The organism is Eudoraea chungangensis (assembly GCF_029360665.1).
Lineage (GTDB): Bacteria > Bacteroidota > Bacteroidia > Flavobacteriales > Flavobacteriaceae > Eudoraea > Eudoraea chungangensis.
Window position 1 is genome coordinate 98,297 of sequence record NZ_JARDUB010000006.1, and the last position, 18,396, is coordinate 116,692.

Annotated in this window: 20 protein-coding genes; 6 read left to right on the forward strand and 14 right to left on the reverse strand. The window is 38.7% G+C overall.

Translation table 11 applies throughout. The features are described 5' to 3' along the window. Positions 1-53 precede the first annotated feature (53 nt). From PXG98_RS13285 to PXG98_RS13300, 4 genes are all read right to left on the reverse strand, one after another. Entirely contained in the window at positions 54-326 is a 273-nt protein-coding gene (locus tag PXG98_RS13285) for an HU family DNA-binding protein (protein WP_276391823.1), read from the reverse strand. A 175-nt stretch (positions 327-501) separates the two neighbouring features. Then, entirely contained in the window at positions 502-1,449 is a 948-nt protein-coding gene (fmt, locus tag PXG98_RS13290; protein ID WP_276391824.1) for a methionyl-tRNA formyltransferase, read from the reverse strand. Further along, entirely contained in the window at positions 1,446-3,347 is a 1,902-nt protein-coding gene (locus PXG98_RS13295) for a RecQ family ATP-dependent DNA helicase (protein ID WP_276391825.1), read from the reverse strand. Before PXG98_RS13295 ends, fmt begins: the two co-directional genes overlap by 4 nt. Beyond that, a complete protein-coding gene (locus PXG98_RS13300; RefSeq protein ID WP_276391826.1) occupies positions 3,348-3,911 on the reverse strand; it encodes an AAA family ATPase in 564 nt (187 codons plus the stop codon). Positions 3,912-4,000: 89 nt separating this feature from the next. Between PXG98_RS13300 and PXG98_RS13305 the strand changes: the two genes are divergently transcribed. From PXG98_RS13305 to PXG98_RS13320, 4 genes are all read left to right on the forward strand, one after another. After that, positions 4,001-4,288 (forward strand): DUF493 family protein, encoded by a 288-nt coding sequence (locus tag PXG98_RS13305; protein WP_276391827.1) that lies wholly within the window; start codon positions 4,001-4,003, stop codon positions 4,286-4,288. 84 nt (positions 4,289-4,372) lie between these two features. Continuing rightward, the gene (locus tag PXG98_RS13310) at positions 4,373-5,029 is read left to right on the forward strand and encodes a DUF4290 domain-containing protein (RefSeq protein WP_276391828.1); all 657 of its coding nucleotides are present in this window, start codon (positions 4,373-4,375) and stop codon (positions 5,027-5,029) included. Between the two features lie 14 nt (positions 5,030-5,043). Next, positions 5,044-6,351, forward strand: a complete 1,308-nt coding sequence (gene murA / locus PXG98_RS13315; RefSeq protein ID WP_276391829.1) for a UDP-N-acetylglucosamine 1-carboxyvinyltransferase — start codon at positions 5,044-5,046, stop codon at positions 6,349-6,351. Between the two features lie 32 nt (positions 6,352-6,383). Continuing rightward, positions 6,384-6,707 carry a GNAT family N-acetyltransferase gene (locus PXG98_RS13320; protein WP_276391830.1) on the forward strand — a complete coding sequence of 108 codons (324 nt, stop codon included), beginning with the start codon at positions 6,384-6,386 and terminating at the stop codon, positions 6,705-6,707. Positions 6,708-6,734: 27 nt separating this feature from the next. Here PXG98_RS13320 and PXG98_RS13325 read toward each other — a convergent pair whose 3' ends face one another. From PXG98_RS13325 to PXG98_RS13365, 9 genes are all read right to left on the reverse strand, one after another. Further along, positions 6,735-7,733: a pirin family protein gene (locus tag PXG98_RS13325; RefSeq protein WP_276391831.1), complete on the reverse strand. Its 999-nt coding sequence runs from the start codon at positions 7,731-7,733 to the stop codon at positions 6,735-6,737. Positions 7,734-7,753: 20 nt separating this feature from the next. Beyond that, a complete protein-coding gene (locus tag PXG98_RS13330) occupies positions 7,754-8,197 on the reverse strand; it encodes a VOC family protein (protein ID WP_276391832.1) in 444 nt (147 codons plus the stop codon). A 46-nt stretch (positions 8,198-8,243) separates the two neighbouring features. Then, on the reverse strand, positions 8,244-9,116 hold the full coding sequence (locus PXG98_RS13335) for a TolB family protein (RefSeq protein WP_276391833.1): 873 nt from the start codon (positions 9,114-9,116) through the stop codon (positions 8,244-8,246). Positions 9,117-9,212: 96 nt separating this feature from the next. Then, positions 9,213-9,644, reverse strand: a complete 432-nt coding sequence (locus PXG98_RS13340) for a (4Fe-4S)-binding protein (RefSeq protein WP_276391834.1) — start codon at positions 9,642-9,644, stop codon at positions 9,213-9,215. Positions 9,645-9,655: 11 nt separating this feature from the next. After that, entirely contained in the window at positions 9,656-11,083 is a 1,428-nt protein-coding gene (locus PXG98_RS13345; RefSeq protein ID WP_276391835.1) for an amidohydrolase, read from the reverse strand. Between the two features lie 122 nt (positions 11,084-11,205). Continuing rightward, entirely contained in the window at positions 11,206-11,565 is a 360-nt protein-coding gene (locus PXG98_RS13350; protein WP_276391836.1) for a nuclear transport factor 2 family protein, read from the reverse strand. Positions 11,566-11,654: 89 nt separating this feature from the next. Further along, positions 11,655-12,965: a cryptochrome/photolyase family protein gene (locus tag PXG98_RS13355; protein WP_276391837.1), complete on the reverse strand. Its 1,311-nt coding sequence runs from the start codon at positions 12,963-12,965 to the stop codon at positions 11,655-11,657. Positions 12,966-12,968: 3 nt separating this feature from the next. Further along, on the reverse strand, positions 12,969-13,658 hold the full coding sequence (locus tag PXG98_RS13360; protein ID WP_276391838.1) for an SDR family NAD(P)-dependent oxidoreductase: 690 nt from the start codon (positions 13,656-13,658) through the stop codon (positions 12,969-12,971). 1 nt (position 13,659) lies between these two features. Beyond that, entirely contained in the window at positions 13,660-14,157 is a 498-nt protein-coding gene (locus tag PXG98_RS13365; RefSeq protein WP_276391839.1) for an SRPBCC family protein, read from the reverse strand. A gap of 198 nt (positions 14,158-14,355) precedes the next feature. Here PXG98_RS13365 and PXG98_RS13370 point away from each other — a divergent pair, with 198 nt between their 5' ends. Together PXG98_RS13370 and PXG98_RS13375 are read left to right on the forward strand one after the other, a co-directional pair. Next, positions 14,356-15,525: a hypothetical protein gene (locus PXG98_RS13370; RefSeq protein ID WP_276391840.1), complete on the forward strand. Its 1,170-nt coding sequence runs from the start codon at positions 14,356-14,358 to the stop codon at positions 15,523-15,525. A 91-nt stretch (positions 15,526-15,616) separates the two neighbouring features. Then, entirely contained in the window at positions 15,617-16,459 is an 843-nt protein-coding gene (locus PXG98_RS13375) for a DUF2911 domain-containing protein (protein ID WP_276391841.1), read from the forward strand. Between the two features lie 126 nt (positions 16,460-16,585). On the opposite strand, the gene PXG98_RS13380 is transcribed toward PXG98_RS13375, so the two are convergent. Next, positions 16,586-18,295, reverse strand: a complete 1,710-nt coding sequence (locus PXG98_RS13380) for a sodium:solute symporter family protein (RefSeq protein ID WP_276391842.1) — start codon at positions 18,293-18,295, stop codon at positions 16,586-16,588. Positions 18,296-18,396: the final 101 nt, after the last annotated feature.

Below are 18,396 nucleotides of genomic sequence, written 5' to 3' on the forward strand. Positions count from 1 at the left end.
AAGCAAAAAGCACCCCTGCGGAGGAGTGCTTTCGTATATATTTCAAGTCTGGACTAGTTTACAGAGTTGCTTAAATCTGAACCTGCTTTAAACTTAACTACATTTTTAGCAGCAATTTGAATTGTTTTTCCTGTAGATGGGTTTCTTCCTTCTCTAGCGTTTCGTCTAGAAACAGACCAAGAGCCAAATCCTACAAGAGAAACTCTATTGCCTTTTTTTAAGGATCCTTCTACATTACCTAGGAAAGACTCCAATGCTTTTTTTGCCGCTGCCTTAGTGATGCCTGCATCTGCTGCCATGGCATCAATTAATTCTGTTTTGTTCATAATTTAAATAAATTAATTGTTGTTAAATATTTTTAAGCTTAAACAAATTTATAGGGATTTGCGGTTTAACCAAGTAATATGGGGGCAAATCAGCATTTTTGTTAATAACTTGAAACGTTTGTTGATAAAGTGATAAAAAATGTGCATCTTATCGGAGGTCAACGCACATGGGCCTTTACAACATTTTGGCATTCTGTGCTATTTGTAATCCATTTAAAACGACGTTTATTGGCATTTTTCTTTTAGCGGGAAGTTGTATCTCTAACAGGCTAATAAAACCTCCTTCTGCAGCTACTTTTAATTCTTTTTTGGTAGCTACAATACTTCCTATTTCTAAGTTGTGTTCCTCATAAAGACAATTGGCCTTGTACACCTTAATATCTAATACTTCTTTACCGTTCTGGAATTTCGTCCAGGCAGCGGGGTAGGGGCTCAACCCTCTGATATGGTTGTAAATCGGTAATAGTTGCCTACGCCAGTTTATTCGGCAATTTTCTTTATGTAGCTTGGGAGCTTCTTTTAGAACCTCCACCATAGGTTGTTCTTTGGCCTGTATTCCTCCTTTCTTAATCTCCATAACAGTTTTAAGCACCAAAGATGCCCCGGTTTCCATGAGTTTGTCATGTAAAGTGCCTGCAGAATCATCTTTAGTTATGGGCACAGTCTGCTGCAGAAGGATGGCGCCGGTATCTATATTTTCGTTAATAAAGAAGGTAGAGACCCCAGTTTCTTTCTCCCCATTAATAATGGCCCAATTAATGGGAGCTGCCCCCCGGTATTGGGGCAATAGGGAAGCATGAAGATTAAATGTTCCATACGCGGGCATTTTCCATACAACTTCAGGTAACATTCTAAAAGCTACTACAATCTGCAGGTTGGCCCTAAGGTTTTTGAGCTCGGATAAAAATTCTGGATCTTTTAGTTTTAGAGGCTGCAAAATCGTTAAGCCTTTTTCTTTTGCATAATTTTTTACTGCAGATTCTCTTATTTTTCTGCCCCTTCCAGCAGGTCTGTCTGGTGCAGTAACCACACCAACTATAGAATATTCCGCATCTACTAGGGCGCGTAATGTAGTCACCGCAAAGTCTGGGGTACCCATAAAAACAATTTTTAAATCTTTCATTTCTTTAATGCGTATTGGTTTATGGCAGTAATATAAATTACATCTTCTTCCAGCATATACTGTATTGCTTTAAGAATGTTTTTTTCATCAAAGGGCAATGCTACTAACAATTCTCTTGACGACCTATCGGATGCAATTAATTCTTTAAATATGGAGTCCGTTATTAAGGAATACTCTTCCCTGCCAAAACTTCTTGTTTGTAAGCATACATCACAATTGTTACACTTTTTCCCTGTATTCTCCCCAAAATAATTTAGGATCTGTATATTTCTGCAAAGTTTATTATTATCAATATAAGCCAAAATGGCTTCAATTTGCAATACCTTGGCCTTTAGTTGTTGTGTTACTTTGGCGGCAAAAACGTTAATAGTACGGTCGTCTTCTCTTGGAACCAAATAGACTAGATCAATATCTCGGAAGCTGTTCTTGAATGTAATTATTTCGTCTTTTTTAAATTGCTCTAGGTGCCTTATAATTTTCTCCTCCGTAAATGAAGTTTTTTTACTCAACAGAAGGATGTTGATATTGGTCTCGAATTCAAAAACACCACCATAAGTTCTTAAAATGGTCTGTGTTAGTTCATAAGCTTCCTTGTTTTGTTTTAAGTAGTCTCTTAATACCTGTTTGTGGGTTATAAACTGAAGCTTTGTACTTCTGCTATAGTTCTGGGTGAGACTAATAACAGAATTTTGGTCGAGTATTCTTAGGGCGTTGTAGGCTTTTGAGGTAGGCAGCTTATAGGTTTCTGAAAATGCCTCGATACTAAATGGAAAAGACCCATCAGGGAGCGTTCCGTAGGGGATCTGAAAGTAGTTGCTTAACTTTTTATATATCATTTTTAGGTAGGCTACATCTGGAAGCACGTCTAAAAACTGCTTTTTTAAATGTAATGCATCTTCCTTGTTGGTTACAAGTACTGCTTTGGCTTCTTCGCCATTTCTTCCGGCTCTACCTGCTTCCTGGTAATAGTTTTCAAGACTATCGGGTATCTGAAAATGCACTACAAGCCCTACATCAGGTTTATCGATACCCATCCCAAAAGCATTGGTAGCCACCATGATTTTGGTTTGGTTTTGTAACCAGTTGTTCAAACTCGTTTTTTTGCTTGGCTTAGGTAATCCTCCATGATAGAAGCCAGCTTTTAGGTGATGCCTATTTAAAAAGGTAGAGAGCTGTTGCGCTTTTCTTCTACTTCTAACATAAACAATACTGCTGCTTTTATTTGCCCGGCATAATTCCAAGAGGCGTTGTTGTTTGTTCTCTTCCTGTACAACAGCAAATGCAATATTACTTCTACTAAAAGAGTCTTGTATTATTTTTGGTGTATTAAACTTTAGGTTTGTAATAATGTCTTTTGCCACCACAGTGGTGGCCGTAGCCGTTAGCGCTAAAATGGGGACTTCAGGCTTTATATCTCTTAAAACAGCACAATGCAAATAAGCAGGTCTAAAATCGTTACCCCACTGGGATATGCAATGCGCCTCATCTACTGCAATTAGATTTACTTTCATTTGAGCAATGCGCTCTTGTACCAAAGTCTGTTGTAGTCTTTCTGGAGAGAGGTATACAAATTTGTATCCGCCATAAATACAATTATCTAACAAATCTATCAGCTGATTTTGAGATATCCCACCAGTGAGAGCCAGTGCTTTAATGCCCTTGTCTTTTAGCTGCTGTACCTGGTTTTGAATCAGGGCAATTAGAGGAGAAACTACGATACAGATACCATCCGAAACTAGGGAAGGAATTTGATAGCATAAAGACTTCCCGCCTCCCGTCGGTAAAAGTGCTAAGACATCCTCTCCCTGAAGGATGGCATTAATAATTTTTTCCTGAGAACCCCTAAAGTTTTCGAATCCCCAATATTTTTTTAAGACTGTTTGAACCTGGCTAGACATCTACTGATTCTTTAAACAAGTAAGTATAAAGTGTATTCGTTCTTCTATACTCCCTTCCGGAATACTTAAAAGATGGTAGCCAAACTTCTTATAGGTATTGCTTAGGTACTCGTGTAAGGCAATCCCTTCTTGAAAACTCTCCATCCGCTCATTGTCCGATTTAAAAATTGCTTCCCAGGGTGGCAGTATAAATACCTGATGGTATTGATAGATGTTGCAATGGTTTTCAAAAGAGCAGGGGTAGTCCTGTTTAAAGAAATCCATATAGGCCAATACATCTGGAATTCCCCGGTCAAAAAAAACTACAGGCTTTGCAGACTTATCGGCCTCGAGAAACTGTTTTGTTCTGCCATCCAGAATCTTCTTGTTAAAGGCAAAGGGATCTTTAACAAAGGTAAGTGGATTACTTCCAACTGCCTTATTATGCAGTTCTTGCTTGGCTTTCAAGGTCATTTCCCTGATAATCTCATGAAAACAAGGATAGCCTTTTTTTTGCAGCTGCTGAATTAATGCCGTTTTTCCTGTACTGGGACCTCCAGTAATTGCAATTTTTTTAACCTTCAATATACCTTGTTTAATTAGAGTAAAAGTAATCAATACCTTCAAGCATTAAAAATTGCAGATGAAGGATTATATTTGTAAAAAATAGCTTTATGGACGCGCAGAAGTCAGAAGAATTTTATGAAAGATTAAAAAATGAGTTGGAAAAGGGCAGTACCTGGCCATCTGACTATTTGTATAAGTTCATTGTACCTACAGACGATGCAAAAATTAACAAGATTCACGAAATATTTGATAATACCGGAGCGGTAATCGAATTAAAAAAATCTAGTAAGGGTAAATATACCAGTGTTTCTATAACCGTAAATTTAGAAAATCCGGATAAAGTTATTGCCAAATACAAGGAAGTTGGACACATAGAAGGGGTAATATCATTATAAAGTGGTATAACTGATATAATTTTCCTAATTTGCCGACGTTATTAGTACACTTCCACAGAGTTTTAATCAGAATTAGAAGATAGTTTGAATCAAGTAGAAAACTTAGAATACAATACTGAGCGGGAAAAGCTCATTATACCAGAATATGGTCGTCATTTTCAAAAAATGGTAGACTACGCTATATCCATAAAAGATGACGCCGAGAGAAATAAGGTAGCACAAGCTATAATAAGTGTAATGGGAAATATTCAGCCCCATTTAAGAGATGTACCAGACTTTCAACACAAATTATGGGATCAGCTTTTTATCATGTCAGATTTTAAATTGGACGTAGAATCTCCTTTTCCTATTACCACCAAGGAGATGCTTCAGGCAAGACCAGATCCTTTAGAATATCCCCAGAATCATCCAAAATATCGTTTTTATGGCAACAACATAAAACGAATGATTGATGTGGCAACTAGCTGGGAAGAAGGCGATAAAAGAGCCGGTCTGGAATATGCTATTGCTAACCATATGAAGAAGTGTTATTTAAATTGGAATAAAGATACGGTAGAAGATAAAGCCATATTTAAACACCTTTATGAATTAAGCGATGGTAAAATAGACTGTGCCAGCGATGGGATTAGTCTTTCAGAAAGCGACCAATTGATGAAGGGAAGAACTCCCAAGTCTAATAGATCCAATAACTCTGGGAAAAAGAATCAAAGAGGCTCTAACAGGGGCAAAAAACGTTATTAAATTTATTTCCTGAGATGGGATCATTTATAATTGAAGGCGGCCATAAGCTTCATGGCGAGATTACGCCACAAGGAGCCAAAAACGAGGCTTTACAAATTCTTTGCGCAGTACTGCTTACTTCAAAAGAGGTATTGATTAATAATATCCCAGACATCGTAGATGTTAATAAGCTAATTAGCTTATTAGAAGACCTGGGTGTAAAGATTCAGAAAAAAGGCAAGGGTTCCTATGCCTTTAAGGCAGACGATGTAAATCTTTCGTATCTGCAATCCGATCAATTTAAAACAGATGGTAGAGGATTAAGAGGTTCTATTATGCTTGTCGGACCTTTACTCGCTCGCTTTGGCAAAGGGTATATACCTAAGCCGGGAGGGGATAAGATAGGTCGAAGAAGGCTGGATACCCATTTTGAAGGTTTTATTAAACTTGGAGCCAATTTTAGATATAATAAGGAAGAACATTTTTATGGAGTAGAAGCTGAGAGATTAAAGGGCACCTATATGCTGCTTGATGAAGCTTCCGTTACCGGTACTGCGAATATCGTAATGGCGGCCGTATTGGCTGAAGGAAAGACCACCATTTACAATGCTGCATGCGAGCCATATTTACAACAACTTTGTAAAATGCTCAATAGAATGGGGGCTAAGATTACCGGAATCGGTTCAAACTTGCTGGAAATAGAGGGGGTAGAGAGTTTAGGAGGTACGTCGCACACCATGCTTCCGGATATGATAGAAATAGGAAGCTGGGTTGGCTTAGCAGCTATGACCCGCAGCGAGTTGACCATTAAAAATGTAAGCTGGAACGATCTGGGGCAGATACCATCAGTATTTAGAAAGCTGGGGATTACCATAGAAAGACGAGGCGATGATATTTTTATTCCAGAGCACTCCAATGGCTATAAAATTCATAACTATATTGACGGTTCTATTCTAACCATATCTGATGCCCCTTGGCCTGGCTTAACGCCAGACCTTTTAAGCATTCTTTTAGTTATAGCCACGCAGGCTGAAGGAGAAGTTCTTATACATCAAAAGATGTTTGAAAGTCGACTTTTCTTTGTAGATAAATTGATAGACATGGGTGCAAAAATTATTCTTTGCGATCCTCATAGAGCTACCGTAATAGGACATAACTTTAAGTCGACCTTAAAAGCTACCACCATGGTATCCCCGGACATTAGAGCAGGAGTCTCGCTATTAATCGCCGCTCTGGGAGCCAAAGGAACCTCTACAATTCATAATATTGAACAGATAGATCGAGGTTATGAAGACATTGACAATCGTTTAAAGGCAATAGGCGCAAGGATTGAGAGGGTTTAGCAGGATGTTCTTCAATTATAAAACCTTTTCTAATGGACGGAAATAGTTGGGATGCAGAAGAACTCTACAATAACCTGGAAACGCCTAAAAAACGCTTTGAACTAGCTATAGACGGAAAGATTGCCTTTATCGAATATATACTAAACAGTCAAGGTGTTATTTACCTTACCCATACTGAAGTTCCGCTGGAATTGGGAGGCAAAGGTGTAGGTACGGCCATTGTATCCAAGACAATTGCCTATATTAAGAAAGAGGGATTCTTATTAGCACCTCTTTGTCCCTTTGTAGCGGCCTATCTTAAACGACATCCTGAGCGGGTGCAGGGATTATTGGCTCCGGGATTTTCTATTGGTTAATTTTCCAAAAGAATTACATAACAAAGACTATTTTTCTACTAAATCGCCATTTGGGTATTTGGCAAACCTGCCTTTGTCCCTGTCATGCACATTATCGGCATGTGGCCAGGGCCAGCCCCCAAATTGAGTTAGTCGATACTCTTCCATAGCCTGTTGAATTTCTTGCTGGGTGTTCATAACAAAAGGGCCGTATTTGGCTACTGGTTCGTTTATCGGTTTTCCTTGCAATAAGAGAAAGTGCGATTTCTTTTCCCCGTTCAAGATTTTTACAGATGTCTTGGCGTTTAAAGACAAACCATGGTCTGGATTAATTGTTTTTCCATCAATGGATACACTCTCTCCTTCATAGTAATACAAAGTTCTATTTACATCTGATGCGGCTGAGGGTATAGTAAGTGTGCCTTTAGGAGCTAAGTGTATGTTCCAGATAGCCACTTCGTTTTCAGCCTTATTAGCCCAAGAATTGGGTGCGGGTTCAGGTGCTTTAGTTTCCAAAAATCTTCCGGCAATTACTTTAATCTCTGCATCTTCCTGTTGTATTACTGGGATATCCTCGTGCCATAACATTTTAAAATGAGGGTCTACAAATTTATTAGCCTTAGGCAGGTTAATCCAAATCTGAAACAACTCTAAAGGGTTCTCTTTGTCTGTATGTAATAATGGAAACATTTCCGAATGTTGTACCCCCCTGCCAGCGGTCATCCATTGCACATCTCCTAAACCAAACCTTCCAGCAGCTCCTAGAGAGTCCGAATGATCACAAAAACCTTTATTTACAATAGTTACAGTCTCGAAGCCACGATGCGGATGATAGGGAAATCCAGGAATTGTTTGGCCATGATACATTCTCCAACCATCTTTAAGGGTAAAGTCGTTCCCTAAATTTCTGCCTTCTAAAGAAACAGCTGGTTCCATTTGCTCGTTGCCTATGGGATAATGATCTAAATGATAAACGCAGAATAAGAAAGGGTCTTCTGTTTCCCAAGGAAAGCCAAGGGGAAAAATTCTTTTTATAGCAGTACTCATAATAATTCTAATTTTTAAAACTAATGTTTAGCGGTATTAATCTCCACCCAATTATCTTCCGGATCCTGAACATATATCTGTTTCACCCCATCAGCTCTATCTGTAACGGCATTTTTCTTTCCGGGCCAATCCCAATAGGTAATGCCTTTTTTCTCCAGATAAATGATTAACTGGTCTAAGTTCTGGGTTGCCAAACACAGATGAACACTTTTGTTTTTGTCTCGGCTAACTTGATCTTTCCCAATTAAATGCAGCTGCGAGTTACCATGGATTTTAAACCATCTAAACCCTTTGGATGCCGAAGGATGTGGTATTTCTTCTAGCTTTAATACCTCTGCATAAAAATCTCCAGTGGTTTTAAGGTCTTCCACTATAAATGAATAGTGATCATATTGAAAATCAAAATCTTGTGCGTTTATATTTAAATAAACACTTAACATAAATAAAAAAGCTATTTTGCGCATGAAGTATAAAATTTATAGTTTAAAAAGTCCGTTTATGTTCATAATTTTACTCGTAGGAGACAAAGGCAAAGTGCTTCCCATCCGGAGACCATGAGGGAACATTTATACTCCCTTGTCCGCCGGTAAAACTGGCAAGAGTTTTAATTTTATTGCTTGTTAGGTCATATAGTCTTAGGGATACCGCTTTCATTCCCGGGTGTTTGTCTCCCTGATCTTCATGATAGGATATATAGACAAAGTACCGCCCCGTAGGATCAGGGTGGGCAAACCAATTCGAATATTGGTCATCTGTAATTTGTTCTTTATTGCTTCCATCTGCCAACATTCTCCAGATTTCCATTTTTCCTGAACGCATCGAATTATAATATATATGTCTTCCGTCGTGCGCGTATTCCGGGCCGTCATCTAAACCTTCATCCGCTGTTAATTGTTCTTCAACACCGCCGTCTATGGAAATACGATAGATATCAAAATTCCCATCTCTATGGGCTGTATAGATTACTTTATCACTTTTGGGTCCCCATCCATGCCAGTACGAGGGATACTTTTTTGTTACCAATATTGGTTCACCTCCCTCAATAGGTAAAATGTAAATTCTGGAACTACCTTTGGGTGCATTCTCAAAACCATCGTTATTACTTATTGCCAAAAGCCTCCCATCCGGAGATATTCCATGGTCGTTATTACAATTCTCTGCGCTTCCTGTAGGGAGCAAATCTTTAGAACTACCATCCGGGCTTACTTTATAAAGTAGTCCGTTTTGATTGATGAGCAGGTATTTTCCATCCGGACTCCAATTTGGTGCTTCAAAATGAGCATCCTCGGAATAGACGGGCGTTCGCTTCTCTTCATCTAAGGAGTAAATCTCTAAAATAGACTTTGCTGGATTGTTTTGTGCCTGCAATGATAAATTAGTCATGCTAAGGAAAATTAAGGCTGAAAATAAAATTTTGGTTTTCACAGTTATTACTATTTAGGAATCAAACTACTTCTTAATCATTAGAAGGATAGGAAACTATCCTTTAAACTCAATTTTATTGTGTTCTCCGTCGCAATAGGGTTTATTTTCAGATGCTCCACATCTGCAAAAGGCTGTTACTCTTGTTTTCATTTCTGTGGTACCGTCTGCATTGGTCACTTCAATATCTCCATGAACTAAAAGTGGTCCATTTTGATTTACTGCAATTTTTGTCATGATTTCTGGTTTTAAAATTTCTTTTTCTTCGTTTTTCATTTTATAGGTAAGAGCGGCGGAAGGGCATTTGTCTATTTGCGCCTTTAATTCATCTACACTGGCATTCTCAGCCACAATCCAGGGCTTTTTTTTAGGATCATATACCTTAGGAAGCATAGATACGCATATCGCTGCGTGAATGCATTTTTGAGGCTTCCATACTACGGTTAAATTTCCGTTAGTATATTCTTTTATTATTTCTCTCGTTCCCATGGTGTATTTTCTTATTTGTTCGATTCTATTGGTGGTGGACCGTCTGGGATATTAGGGGTGTAAACTTCCTCTCCTTTTCGCTCAATAAACTCTTGTTTAATAGCAGCAACTAGACTCTCACTTTGAAAAAGATCCACTGCTGTCATTCCTAATGCTTTTGCCGCATAAAGCATTCCTTTATGTCCAATACTCATACCCCCACATGCTACGACAGCCCATGAATGCCAAGGCGTATCTATGGGAGCGGTGGTAACCCTCAGATTAATATTTGCTACATTCCAACTAACATCTCCTACATCCGTTGAGCCCCCTCCCGGATTTTCTTTTGTTTCTCTAAGGGGAAGCACTTTACTATCCATCCCAACCTGAGGTTTTTCGGTGGCTAGTTGTATTTTTTTGCCAAAAGCTTCTTCTTCTTCTGTGTAGCTTATCTCACCGAGAAGTTCTAAGTTGTTTTGCATTACTTCGCCGCCTTTTCTATTTACTAATACTTCATAAATCCCAGAAATTAGCGAAATCTTGTAATCCACATTAGCCATAATAGCTGCGCCTTCGGCCATTTCTTTAATTCGTTTATAAACCGGCATAACACCACTCCTTTTACTATCTCTTACGCGAACCCAGAGCTTGGCGTAATCGGGAACCACGTTTACTACTTGCCCGCCATCCTGAATATGGTAGTGAACCCGAACGGTAGGTTTTATGTGTTCTCTATAATAATTAATTCCTGTTGTATAAAGTTCCAACGCATCTGAGGCACTTCTACCATTCCAAGGATCATGGGAGGCATGTGCCGCCTGTCCAAAGAATTCCACTTTAAAATCTACCAAAGCCAATGTGCTCTGCACATCTGCTTCGGTATTAGCCCCTGGGTGCCAACTTAAGTTAACGTCAACATCGTCCCACAGGCCGTCTCTAACCATCCAAATCTTTCCAAAGAATTTCTCCTCTGCTGGGGTTCCATAAAAGCGTACCGTACCATTAAGCTTACCTTCTTCCATTAAGTTTTTAACTGCAATAGCGGCAGCGAGGCTTGCTGTGCCAAATAGATTGTGTCCGCAACCATGGCCTGCGGCACCTTCAACGAGCGCTTCTTTGGTGGGCTGCGCTTTCTGAGAAATGCCAGGGAGGGCATCGAACTCTCCAAGTATTCCGATTACGGGTTTTCCGGATCCAAAGGTAGCAGTAAAGGCAGTGGGCATTCCAGCCAGACCTCTTTCTACTTTAAACCCATTTTTTTCAGCATAATCTGCTAGAATCTTGGAAGAACCTTGTTCATTAAAGGCGGTTTCGGCTAAGGACCAAATCTCGTCACTAATGGCAATCAGCTCTTTCTGGTTGTCTTCTATAAAAGATACAACCTGTCTTTTATTTCGGTCCATTTGCTGGGCCGAGGCCATAGTGGCGGAAATAAAAAATAGAAATAATACTTTCTTCATGTAGAAATTATGTCTTTGTTAGATCTTCTCTAAATCTACAATTTTTTATTAGCTTAACCTATGGCATTTAAAAAAGTCACCAAAGTAAAGTGACTCTAAAGATAGCGGACATAAATGTTGTGCTAAAATGAGTAAAAGAACTGCTCTCTTACTATTTTTCCATCTTTTACTTCATAGACACATAATTCATCCATTTGTTGTCTGCCTCTATCTTTAAAGGTTACATCAAAGGACATGCGCATGCTAAAATGATTTCCTGCCACCATGGGCTCAGATACTTTAGCGGTATGAAATTCTTGGACATTATTAATCCAGTCTTCACTTTTTTGATATACTGCCTTTATACCAGTTGAAGTTTCATTTGGCATCCCCGGCATCTCTTGGCTCACAATGCTATCATCATAAAGATCATTAATGGCCTCTAGAAACTTACCTTCACGGCATCTCTCAATTAATTTGTTTGCAACGTCGTTAGTACTCATATTGGGTTGTTTTTAAGTGTTCTAGTTTAAATTTAGAAAATTAAAAACAACTTTATGGTAAGGTAGTGTTAATCTTATGGTTGGGTCGCTTACTGAAGGGCTTGCTTGTAAACTGCCAAGCATCTTTCACGTGCCATCTTATGATCTACCATTTTGTTAGGGTAGGTCAGTTCTTGCAATTCCGGTACCCACTTCTGAATGTATGCCAAGTCTTTGTCGAACTTAACTACCTGGGTAGTGGGGTTAAAAATTCTAAAATAGGGAGCGGCATCAACCCCACTGCCTGCTGCCCACTGCCAGTTGCCCACATTGCTACTCAGTTCAAAATCTAATAGCTTCTGTGCAAAATATGCTTCTCCCCAGCGCCAGTCTATCAGCAGATGCTTACATAAAAAACTGGCTACAAGCATCCTAACGCGATTATGCATATAGCCTGTAGCATTGAGTTCTCTCATACCGGCGTCTACAAGTGGGTATCCAGTATTGCCATTTTTCCATTTTACAAAATCGTCCGGATCGTTTCGCCATTTAATTCTATCGTATTTGGGTTTGAAGGCATATTGAATAGTTTTTGGAAAATGCCAAAGAATCTGCATAAAAAACTCTCGCCATATTAGTTCGTTCCAAAAGGTTTCTTGTTGGCTTTTCTGAGCTGTGGTGACAATCTGCCGGATAGAAACCGTACCAAAGCGCAGATGAGGCCCAAGTCTGGAAGTCCCATGTATGGCGGCCGGTAGATTCCGTGTGTTGGCATAACTGCCAACAAAGCTTGGCGTAAGAAAATATGGTTTTACTTTTATTTCCGATTTGCAAAATCCAATTTCGGAAAGACTCAGATTTGGAAGATCTGTGTCTTGTATACAATGGTCTAGATGTATCCTAGAGTCATAGGACATTTTAGGATTTTGTGCAGCAAACAATGCCTTCCATTTTCGCATATAAGGAGTGTACACTACATAGGGTTTACCATCATCTTTAACCACCTCATCCTTTTCAAATATAACCTGGTCTTTGTATGTTTTAAATGGAATTTCTAAATTTTCAAGTGCTTGTTGTATCTCTTTGTCTCGTTCTGAGGCATATGGCTCATAATCTCTATTGGTAAACACCTTCTGTATGCTAAAGTTTTTAGATAAAAGTTTGAACACCTCTATGGGATCTCCAAAATACAGGCCCAGGGAGGATTTATGCTTGGCCTTTAGCTCTTCTCGTATAGTTTGTAGCGTATTGTGAAGGAAAGAAACTCTTGGATCCTCGGGTTCCAAAGCTTCCAGAATGTTTTTGTCGAAAATAAAAATTGGTAGAACGGGATAGTTAGACTGCAAAGCATTGTAGAGTCCAACATTGTCATGAAGTCTCAAGTCTCTTCTAAACCAGAAAACTGCGACTTTCGTCTTCATACCTTATAGATTTAGTGATGATATCCCCCCGTCAACACCAAATACCTGTCCCGTTATCCAACTGCTTTTTTTACTAAGCAGAAACGCCGCCATGTGCGCAGAATCTTCTGCCTCCCCATACCGCTGCAGAGGGTGACGTTGAGACATAGCTTCTTTTTTTCTATCATTGTTTAAAAGACGTCCGGCCAATGGCGTATCTGTAAGGGAGGGAGCTATAATATTAGCCCTGATTTTTGGAGCGTATTCAGCGGCGATAGATTTCACAAAACCTTCAACAGCACCTTTAGATGCGGCCACACTGCTATGAAATGGCATACCTTTACCGACTGCGACTGTACTAAAAAAAACCATACTGCTATTTTCAGACATTAGGCCTATTACCTCTTTAACCACACGTACCAAGGAAAAAAAGTTAAGGTTCATGTCTTCTTCGAAGGTAGTGATATTTAACATCTTAAATGGTTTAAGATTTATGCTACCCGGACAAAACACAAAGCCTTTAATAACAGAAGGTAAGGAACTAATATCTAATGTATCACTTAAAACATCAAATGGTATGTGATTCACATTCATTCCTTCTAGTCCTTCTTTGGTTCTGCTGGCTACAAATACTTCATAATCCTGATCTATTAATTCAACAATAGCCTTGCCAATACCATAGGAACCACCTATTAATAATACTGCTTCTCTCATTTTATATAGATCTTAAATTAAGTTCGTTTGTAGTGTTTTTCATCTTTCCAAATAACTCCTCAAGCTTATTTTCACGATAGGCAAAAATCTTTTTGAGCTGCCTTTTTACCAAGATGGGATGCATCATCTGACCGATAATTCCAAAGGGAAGTTTGTAGTCTATGACGTCTTCCATAGCAACACCCCCATCGATTTCTCTTATAAAATGTTTGTGATGCCAGAGTGCATATGGTCCAAAACGTTGCTCGTCTACAAAATAACTACCTTCCTTTACATGTGTTATTTCGGTAACCCATTTTGTCTTAATTCCTGCAAATGGTGATACGATATACTGAATAATTTGCCCTGGAAACATCTTTCTGTCTGCTCCATCCAGTATATTAAACCCCATATGTTCTGGAGTGATTACTTTTAAATTGGCCGGGCTAGATAAAAAATCCCATGCCTCCTTTTTTGACATAGGTAAATACTGTACAGCCTTTAATTGGTAAAGTTGCATAAAATGATTTTTGACAAAGCTAAAAGCATTTTTGTTTAATATAAAATATAAATTGTTAAACAATAACTAAAGTATAGAACTATTGCAGCGTTAAACCATTGCGGGGTTAAATTATAGTAGGTCTATCTATCTAACTGAATATCCATACTTTATAACTAAAACTCTCTTTGAACGTTGCAATATTTAGTACATTTCGGCATGCAAAGGATTTATTCATTTGGACTTCTATTGTGTTTACTAGGACTTCCTACTGACAGTTTTTCGCAGCTTGCTGCGGAACTTGTTGGTACCTTGCCAATTGAAATAGCAGAATCTTCCGGACTTATTTTCTACAAAGACAAGTTAATAACGCATAACGATTCTGGCAATACGCCGGAACTTTTTGAGATAGATACCACTAGTCTAGAAATTACCAGGACAGTAAGGATTTCGAATGCCACAAATGTAGATTGGGAAGATATTACACAGGATAATGAGTATATTTATATCGGTGATATTGGAAATAATCGAGGCGAAAGGAGAGATTTGAAAATTTACAGAGTCAGCAAGTCTCAATACGATTTTCAGAATGAAGTAGAAGCAGAGCTTATCTCTTTTAGCTACGAAGATCAGGTAGATTTTTCCGGTGGCGCCAATTCAGACTGGGATGCAGAAGCACTTATTGCCGTAAAGGATTCCTTACTAATTTTTACCAAACAATGGATAAGTGAGAACTCGAAGACTTATAGCATTCCGAAGCAAACGGGAGAATATATCGCTAGAAGTAACAGCTCATTGATTATTAATGGATTAGTAACTGGGGCTACTTATGACATAGCGGGAGATTGTGCTTATTTACTTGGTTATAGTCCCAGATTACAACCTTTTGTATTAACTCTTACAAACCCCCTGCATCCAGAAGAAGGCCAGGTTGATAATGCTAAAGAATTCCTGAATGTTAGTTTGGCACAGGCGGAAGGAATTGCATGGAATGGGCTAAACACTATTTTTATTTCTTCGGAAAGGTTTCAAAATAGCAGTCCGCCTATATCCCTGCAGCCTCAATTGTACAAATACCATATTTCTTCAAAGTCCACTAGTCCTGAAGTTACTCCTCCAGAAAGCCCAATTGACAGCTTTAATTCTAGAGAATATTCTCTACAAATCTATCCTTCAAAAAATTTTAAAAATATCCGGTATAGTTTGGAAACCCAATCCGTAATTTTCGGAAGGGCAATTTTTGATGCAATGGGTCGCAGAGTTCACTTTAGTGAATTCTCATCATTTGAAGGAAATGAAATCAATTTAACCCATATGGAAACAGCAGTGTATTACCTTACTTTTTATTTGCAAAACACAACTATCTCTAAGCCTTTTATACTTAAATAGGTGGGGAGATATTACTTTATTTAAGGAATTGTTAACAAAGGTTAGAAGTCAATTTCGCTAGTTTTGTTACAACTATAAAAACCTAAATAAAATGAAAAAATTAACACTACTCCTGGGGGCGGTATTGCTTTCAATGACCTTAACAGGACAAATAACTACGCCAGCTCCTAGTCCGGCTGCCACGCTTACACAACAAGTGGGACTAACCGATGTAACCGTTGAATATTCTAGACCTGCTGTACGCGGAAGAGCTATTTTTGGAGCGTTGGTACCATATGATGCTTTATGGAGAACCGGTGCAAACAAGAATTCTACAATCTCTTTTAGTGATAATGTTACTATTGGAGGTACTGAAGTAAGTGCGGGTTCTTATGCTATTTTTACTAAACCAGGAGCTTCTTCTTGGGAAGTTATGTTCTATAGCGACACCAACAACTGGGGCACTCCTCAAAATTGGGATGCTTCTAAAGTGGCTGCCACGGTAACCGCCGAGGTAAAGACAATGCCAATGTCTGCAGAAACTTTTACTATTACTATTTATGATTTAAATAATAACGGAGCTACTTTAGGAATTATGTGGGATAAGACCTATGTAGAGGTTCCTTTTACTGTGCCTACCAAAAAGAAGGCTGTAGAAAGTATTGAAACAGTAATGGGTGGTCCTTCGGCCAATGATTATTATGCGGCAGCTTCCTACTACTACGAAGAGGGGGAAGATTTAGAGCAGGCCAAAGAATGGATAGATAAAGCAGTTGCCAAAAATGGTCAGGCCTATTGGATAATGAGACGTCAGTCTTTGATATATGCGAAACTTGGAGATAAGGAAGGTGCAATTGATGCTGCTAAAAAATCCTTAGCGGCTGCTGAAGCTGCAAAAAACATGGATTATGTTAAGATGAACCAAGATTCATTAAAAGAGTGGGGGGCAATGTAGTCCAAAACTTTTATTAAAACTAAACCCTGATCTATTGTCAGGGTTTTTTTATGGACAATTAACAAAGAACTGAAGCAGACAAATATTTAAGTGTCAGCGCTTGTAACGGCCCTATACCCTAATCCTCTATTTTATATCAATCGTGGGATTCTTATGAAGCCTGTCGAAGGATTCCAGAACAAATGCCAACAAGATTACCAATGCACATCCAAAAGCATTTAGCCATAAATAAGACATCCAGTCGAGACTAAATACTACAATAACTACAATCTGTGTGAGCAGGGCAGAAATAAAAACAGCATTACTGCGGATGTATTTAAAAAAGAATGCCAAAAGGAAGATTCCTAAGACATTTCCATAAAATATAGATCCGATTATATTTACCAATTGTATAAGGTTGTCGAATAAATTGGCCACACAGGCAATAAGAATAGCCACAATTCCCCAAATTAGTGTAAAGACTTTTGAGGCTTTTACGTAGTGTTCGGGAGCTACGGTTCCCGACTTATTCCTTTTGTAAAGATCTAGTGCGGTTATGGTTCCCAATGCGTTTAGTTCGGAAGCAGTAGAAGACATAGCAGCGGAAAGAATTACCGCGAGCAATAAGCCAATAAGACCTTTTGGAAGATAGTTTAGGATAAAATGAATAAAAACATAATCCTTGTCGTTTACTTCTACACTGCTATCTGCCTTATTTATGATCGCCTTGGCAGCCTCTCTGTTGCTTCTTTCTCTGGCCAATAAGGAGATCATGTCTTTTTGTGCAGTAGCCGCCTTGTCCTCGTCTTGTAAGGAAATAGCGTCTGCATAGGCCGATTGGGCAATTGACTTTTCCGTTTCCAGCACCTCGTGGGTGTTCTCTAACATTTTATAATCCTCTGCATATACAGATTCATTAACCGCTTTAGTAGCTGCGGGGTTAAAGTTTAATGGGGATGCGTTAAACTGATAAAATACAAATACCATTACACCAACAAGAAGAATAAAGAATTGCATGGGTATTTTTAAAATCCCATTAAAAATTAATCCAAGTTGACTTTCACGGATTGATTTTCCGGACAAATACCGTTGTACCTGACTTTGGTCTGTGCCAAAGTAGGCTAAAGCAAGGAACATTCCCCCGGTAATTCCACTCCAGAAAGTATACCTGCTTTGGGTACTAAAACTAAAGTCTAGAATATTCAATTTTTCACTTGCACCGGCAATTTTAAGTGCTTTGGTAAAGGTGATATCCGGAGGGAGGTATCCCAGTATAAAGAAGAAAGCAATAAACATGCCTGTCATAATCACAAACATTTGCTGCTTTTGGGTAACACTTACTGCGTTGGTGCCTCCAGACACCGTATAGATGATTACCAAAGATCCAATTATTATGTTTAGAGTTTTTAAATCCCAACCCAATACAGCACTTAGAATAATAGATGGGGCAAAGATGGTAATCCCGGCAGCAAGTCCTCTTTGAATAAGAAATAAAACGGCTGCAAGGGTTCTGGTTTTTAAATCGAATCGCCGTTCCAAAAACTCATAGGCCGTATAGACTTTTAATTTATGATAAATTGGAATAAAGACCATGCAGATAATGATCATGGCTAAAGGAAGTCCAAAATAAAATTGAACAAAACCCATTCCGTCATGAAAGGCTTGTCCTGGTGTAGACAGAAAGGTAATCGCGCTGGCCTGTGTTGCCATTACTGATAGCCCAATGGTCCACCATTTAGATTTATTTCCACCTAGCACATAGTCAGAAACGTCATTGTTAACTCTTGTTTTCCAAACTCCATAGACTACAATAGAAAGCAGTGTTCCTGCCAGAATTATCCAATCTAGATTTCCCATATTAACTGTACAAAGACATAATTAGCCAGAATACAAGTATATAAATGGCGTTTAAAACTAAAACAATGGTATATTGTTTCTTCCAAATAATCTTGTCGATC

Coding starts and splice junctions, on each gene's coding strand:
- PXG98_RS13285 (WP_276391823.1), bottom strand. CDS start 326: ATGAACAAAACAGAATTAATTGATGCCATGGCAGCAGATGCAGGCATC.
- fmt (WP_276391824.1), bottom strand. CDS start 1,449: ATGAAAGATTTAAAAATTGTTTTTATGGGTACCCCAGACTTTGCGGTG.
- PXG98_RS13295 (WP_276391825.1), bottom strand. CDS start 3,347: ATGTCTAGCCAGGTTCAAACAGTCTTAAAAAAATATTGGGGATTCGAA.
- PXG98_RS13305 (WP_276391827.1), top strand. CDS start 4,001: ATGGACGCGCAGAAGTCAGAAGAATTTTATGAAAGATTAAAAAATGAG.
- murA (WP_276391829.1), top strand. CDS start 5,044: ATGGGATCATTTATAATTGAAGGCGGCCATAAGCTTCATGGCGAGATT.
- PXG98_RS13320 (WP_276391830.1), top strand. CDS start 6,384: ATGGACGGAAATAGTTGGGATGCAGAAGAACTCTACAATAACCTGGAA.
- PXG98_RS13325 (WP_276391831.1), bottom strand. CDS start 7,733: ATGAGTACTGCTATAAAAAGAATTTTTCCCCTTGGCTTTCCTTGGGAA.
- PXG98_RS13330 (WP_276391832.1), bottom strand. CDS start 8,197: ATGCGCAAAATAGCTTTTTTATTTATGTTAAGTGTTTATTTAAATATA.
- PXG98_RS13335 (WP_276391833.1), bottom strand. CDS start 9,116: ATGACTAATTTATCATTGCAGGCACAAAACAATCCAGCAAAGTCTATT.
- PXG98_RS13340 (WP_276391834.1), bottom strand. CDS start 9,644: ATGGGAACGAGAGAAATAATAAAAGAATATACTAACGGAAATTTAACC.
- PXG98_RS13345 (WP_276391835.1), bottom strand. CDS start 11,083: ATGAAGAAAGTATTATTTCTATTTTTTATTTCCGCCACTATGGCCTCG.
- PXG98_RS13350 (WP_276391836.1), bottom strand. CDS start 11,565: ATGAGTACTAACGACGTTGCAAACAAATTAATTGAGAGATGCCGTGAA.
- PXG98_RS13355 (WP_276391837.1), bottom strand. CDS start 12,965: ATGAAGACGAAAGTCGCAGTTTTCTGGTTTAGAAGAGACTTGAGACTT.
- PXG98_RS13360 (WP_276391838.1), bottom strand. CDS start 13,658: ATGAGAGAAGCAGTATTATTAATAGGTGGTTCCTATGGTATTGGCAAG.
- PXG98_RS13365 (WP_276391839.1), bottom strand. CDS start 14,157: ATGCAACTTTACCAATTAAAGGCTGTACAGTATTTACCTATGTCAAAA.
- PXG98_RS13370 (WP_276391840.1), top strand. CDS start 14,356: ATGCAAAGGATTTATTCATTTGGACTTCTATTGTGTTTACTAGGACTT.
- PXG98_RS13375 (WP_276391841.1), top strand. CDS start 15,617: ATGAAAAAATTAACACTACTCCTGGGGGCGGTATTGCTTTCAATGACC.
- PXG98_RS13380 (WP_276391842.1), bottom strand. CDS start 18,295: ATGGGAAATCTAGATTGGATAATTCTGGCAGGAACACTGCTTTCTATT.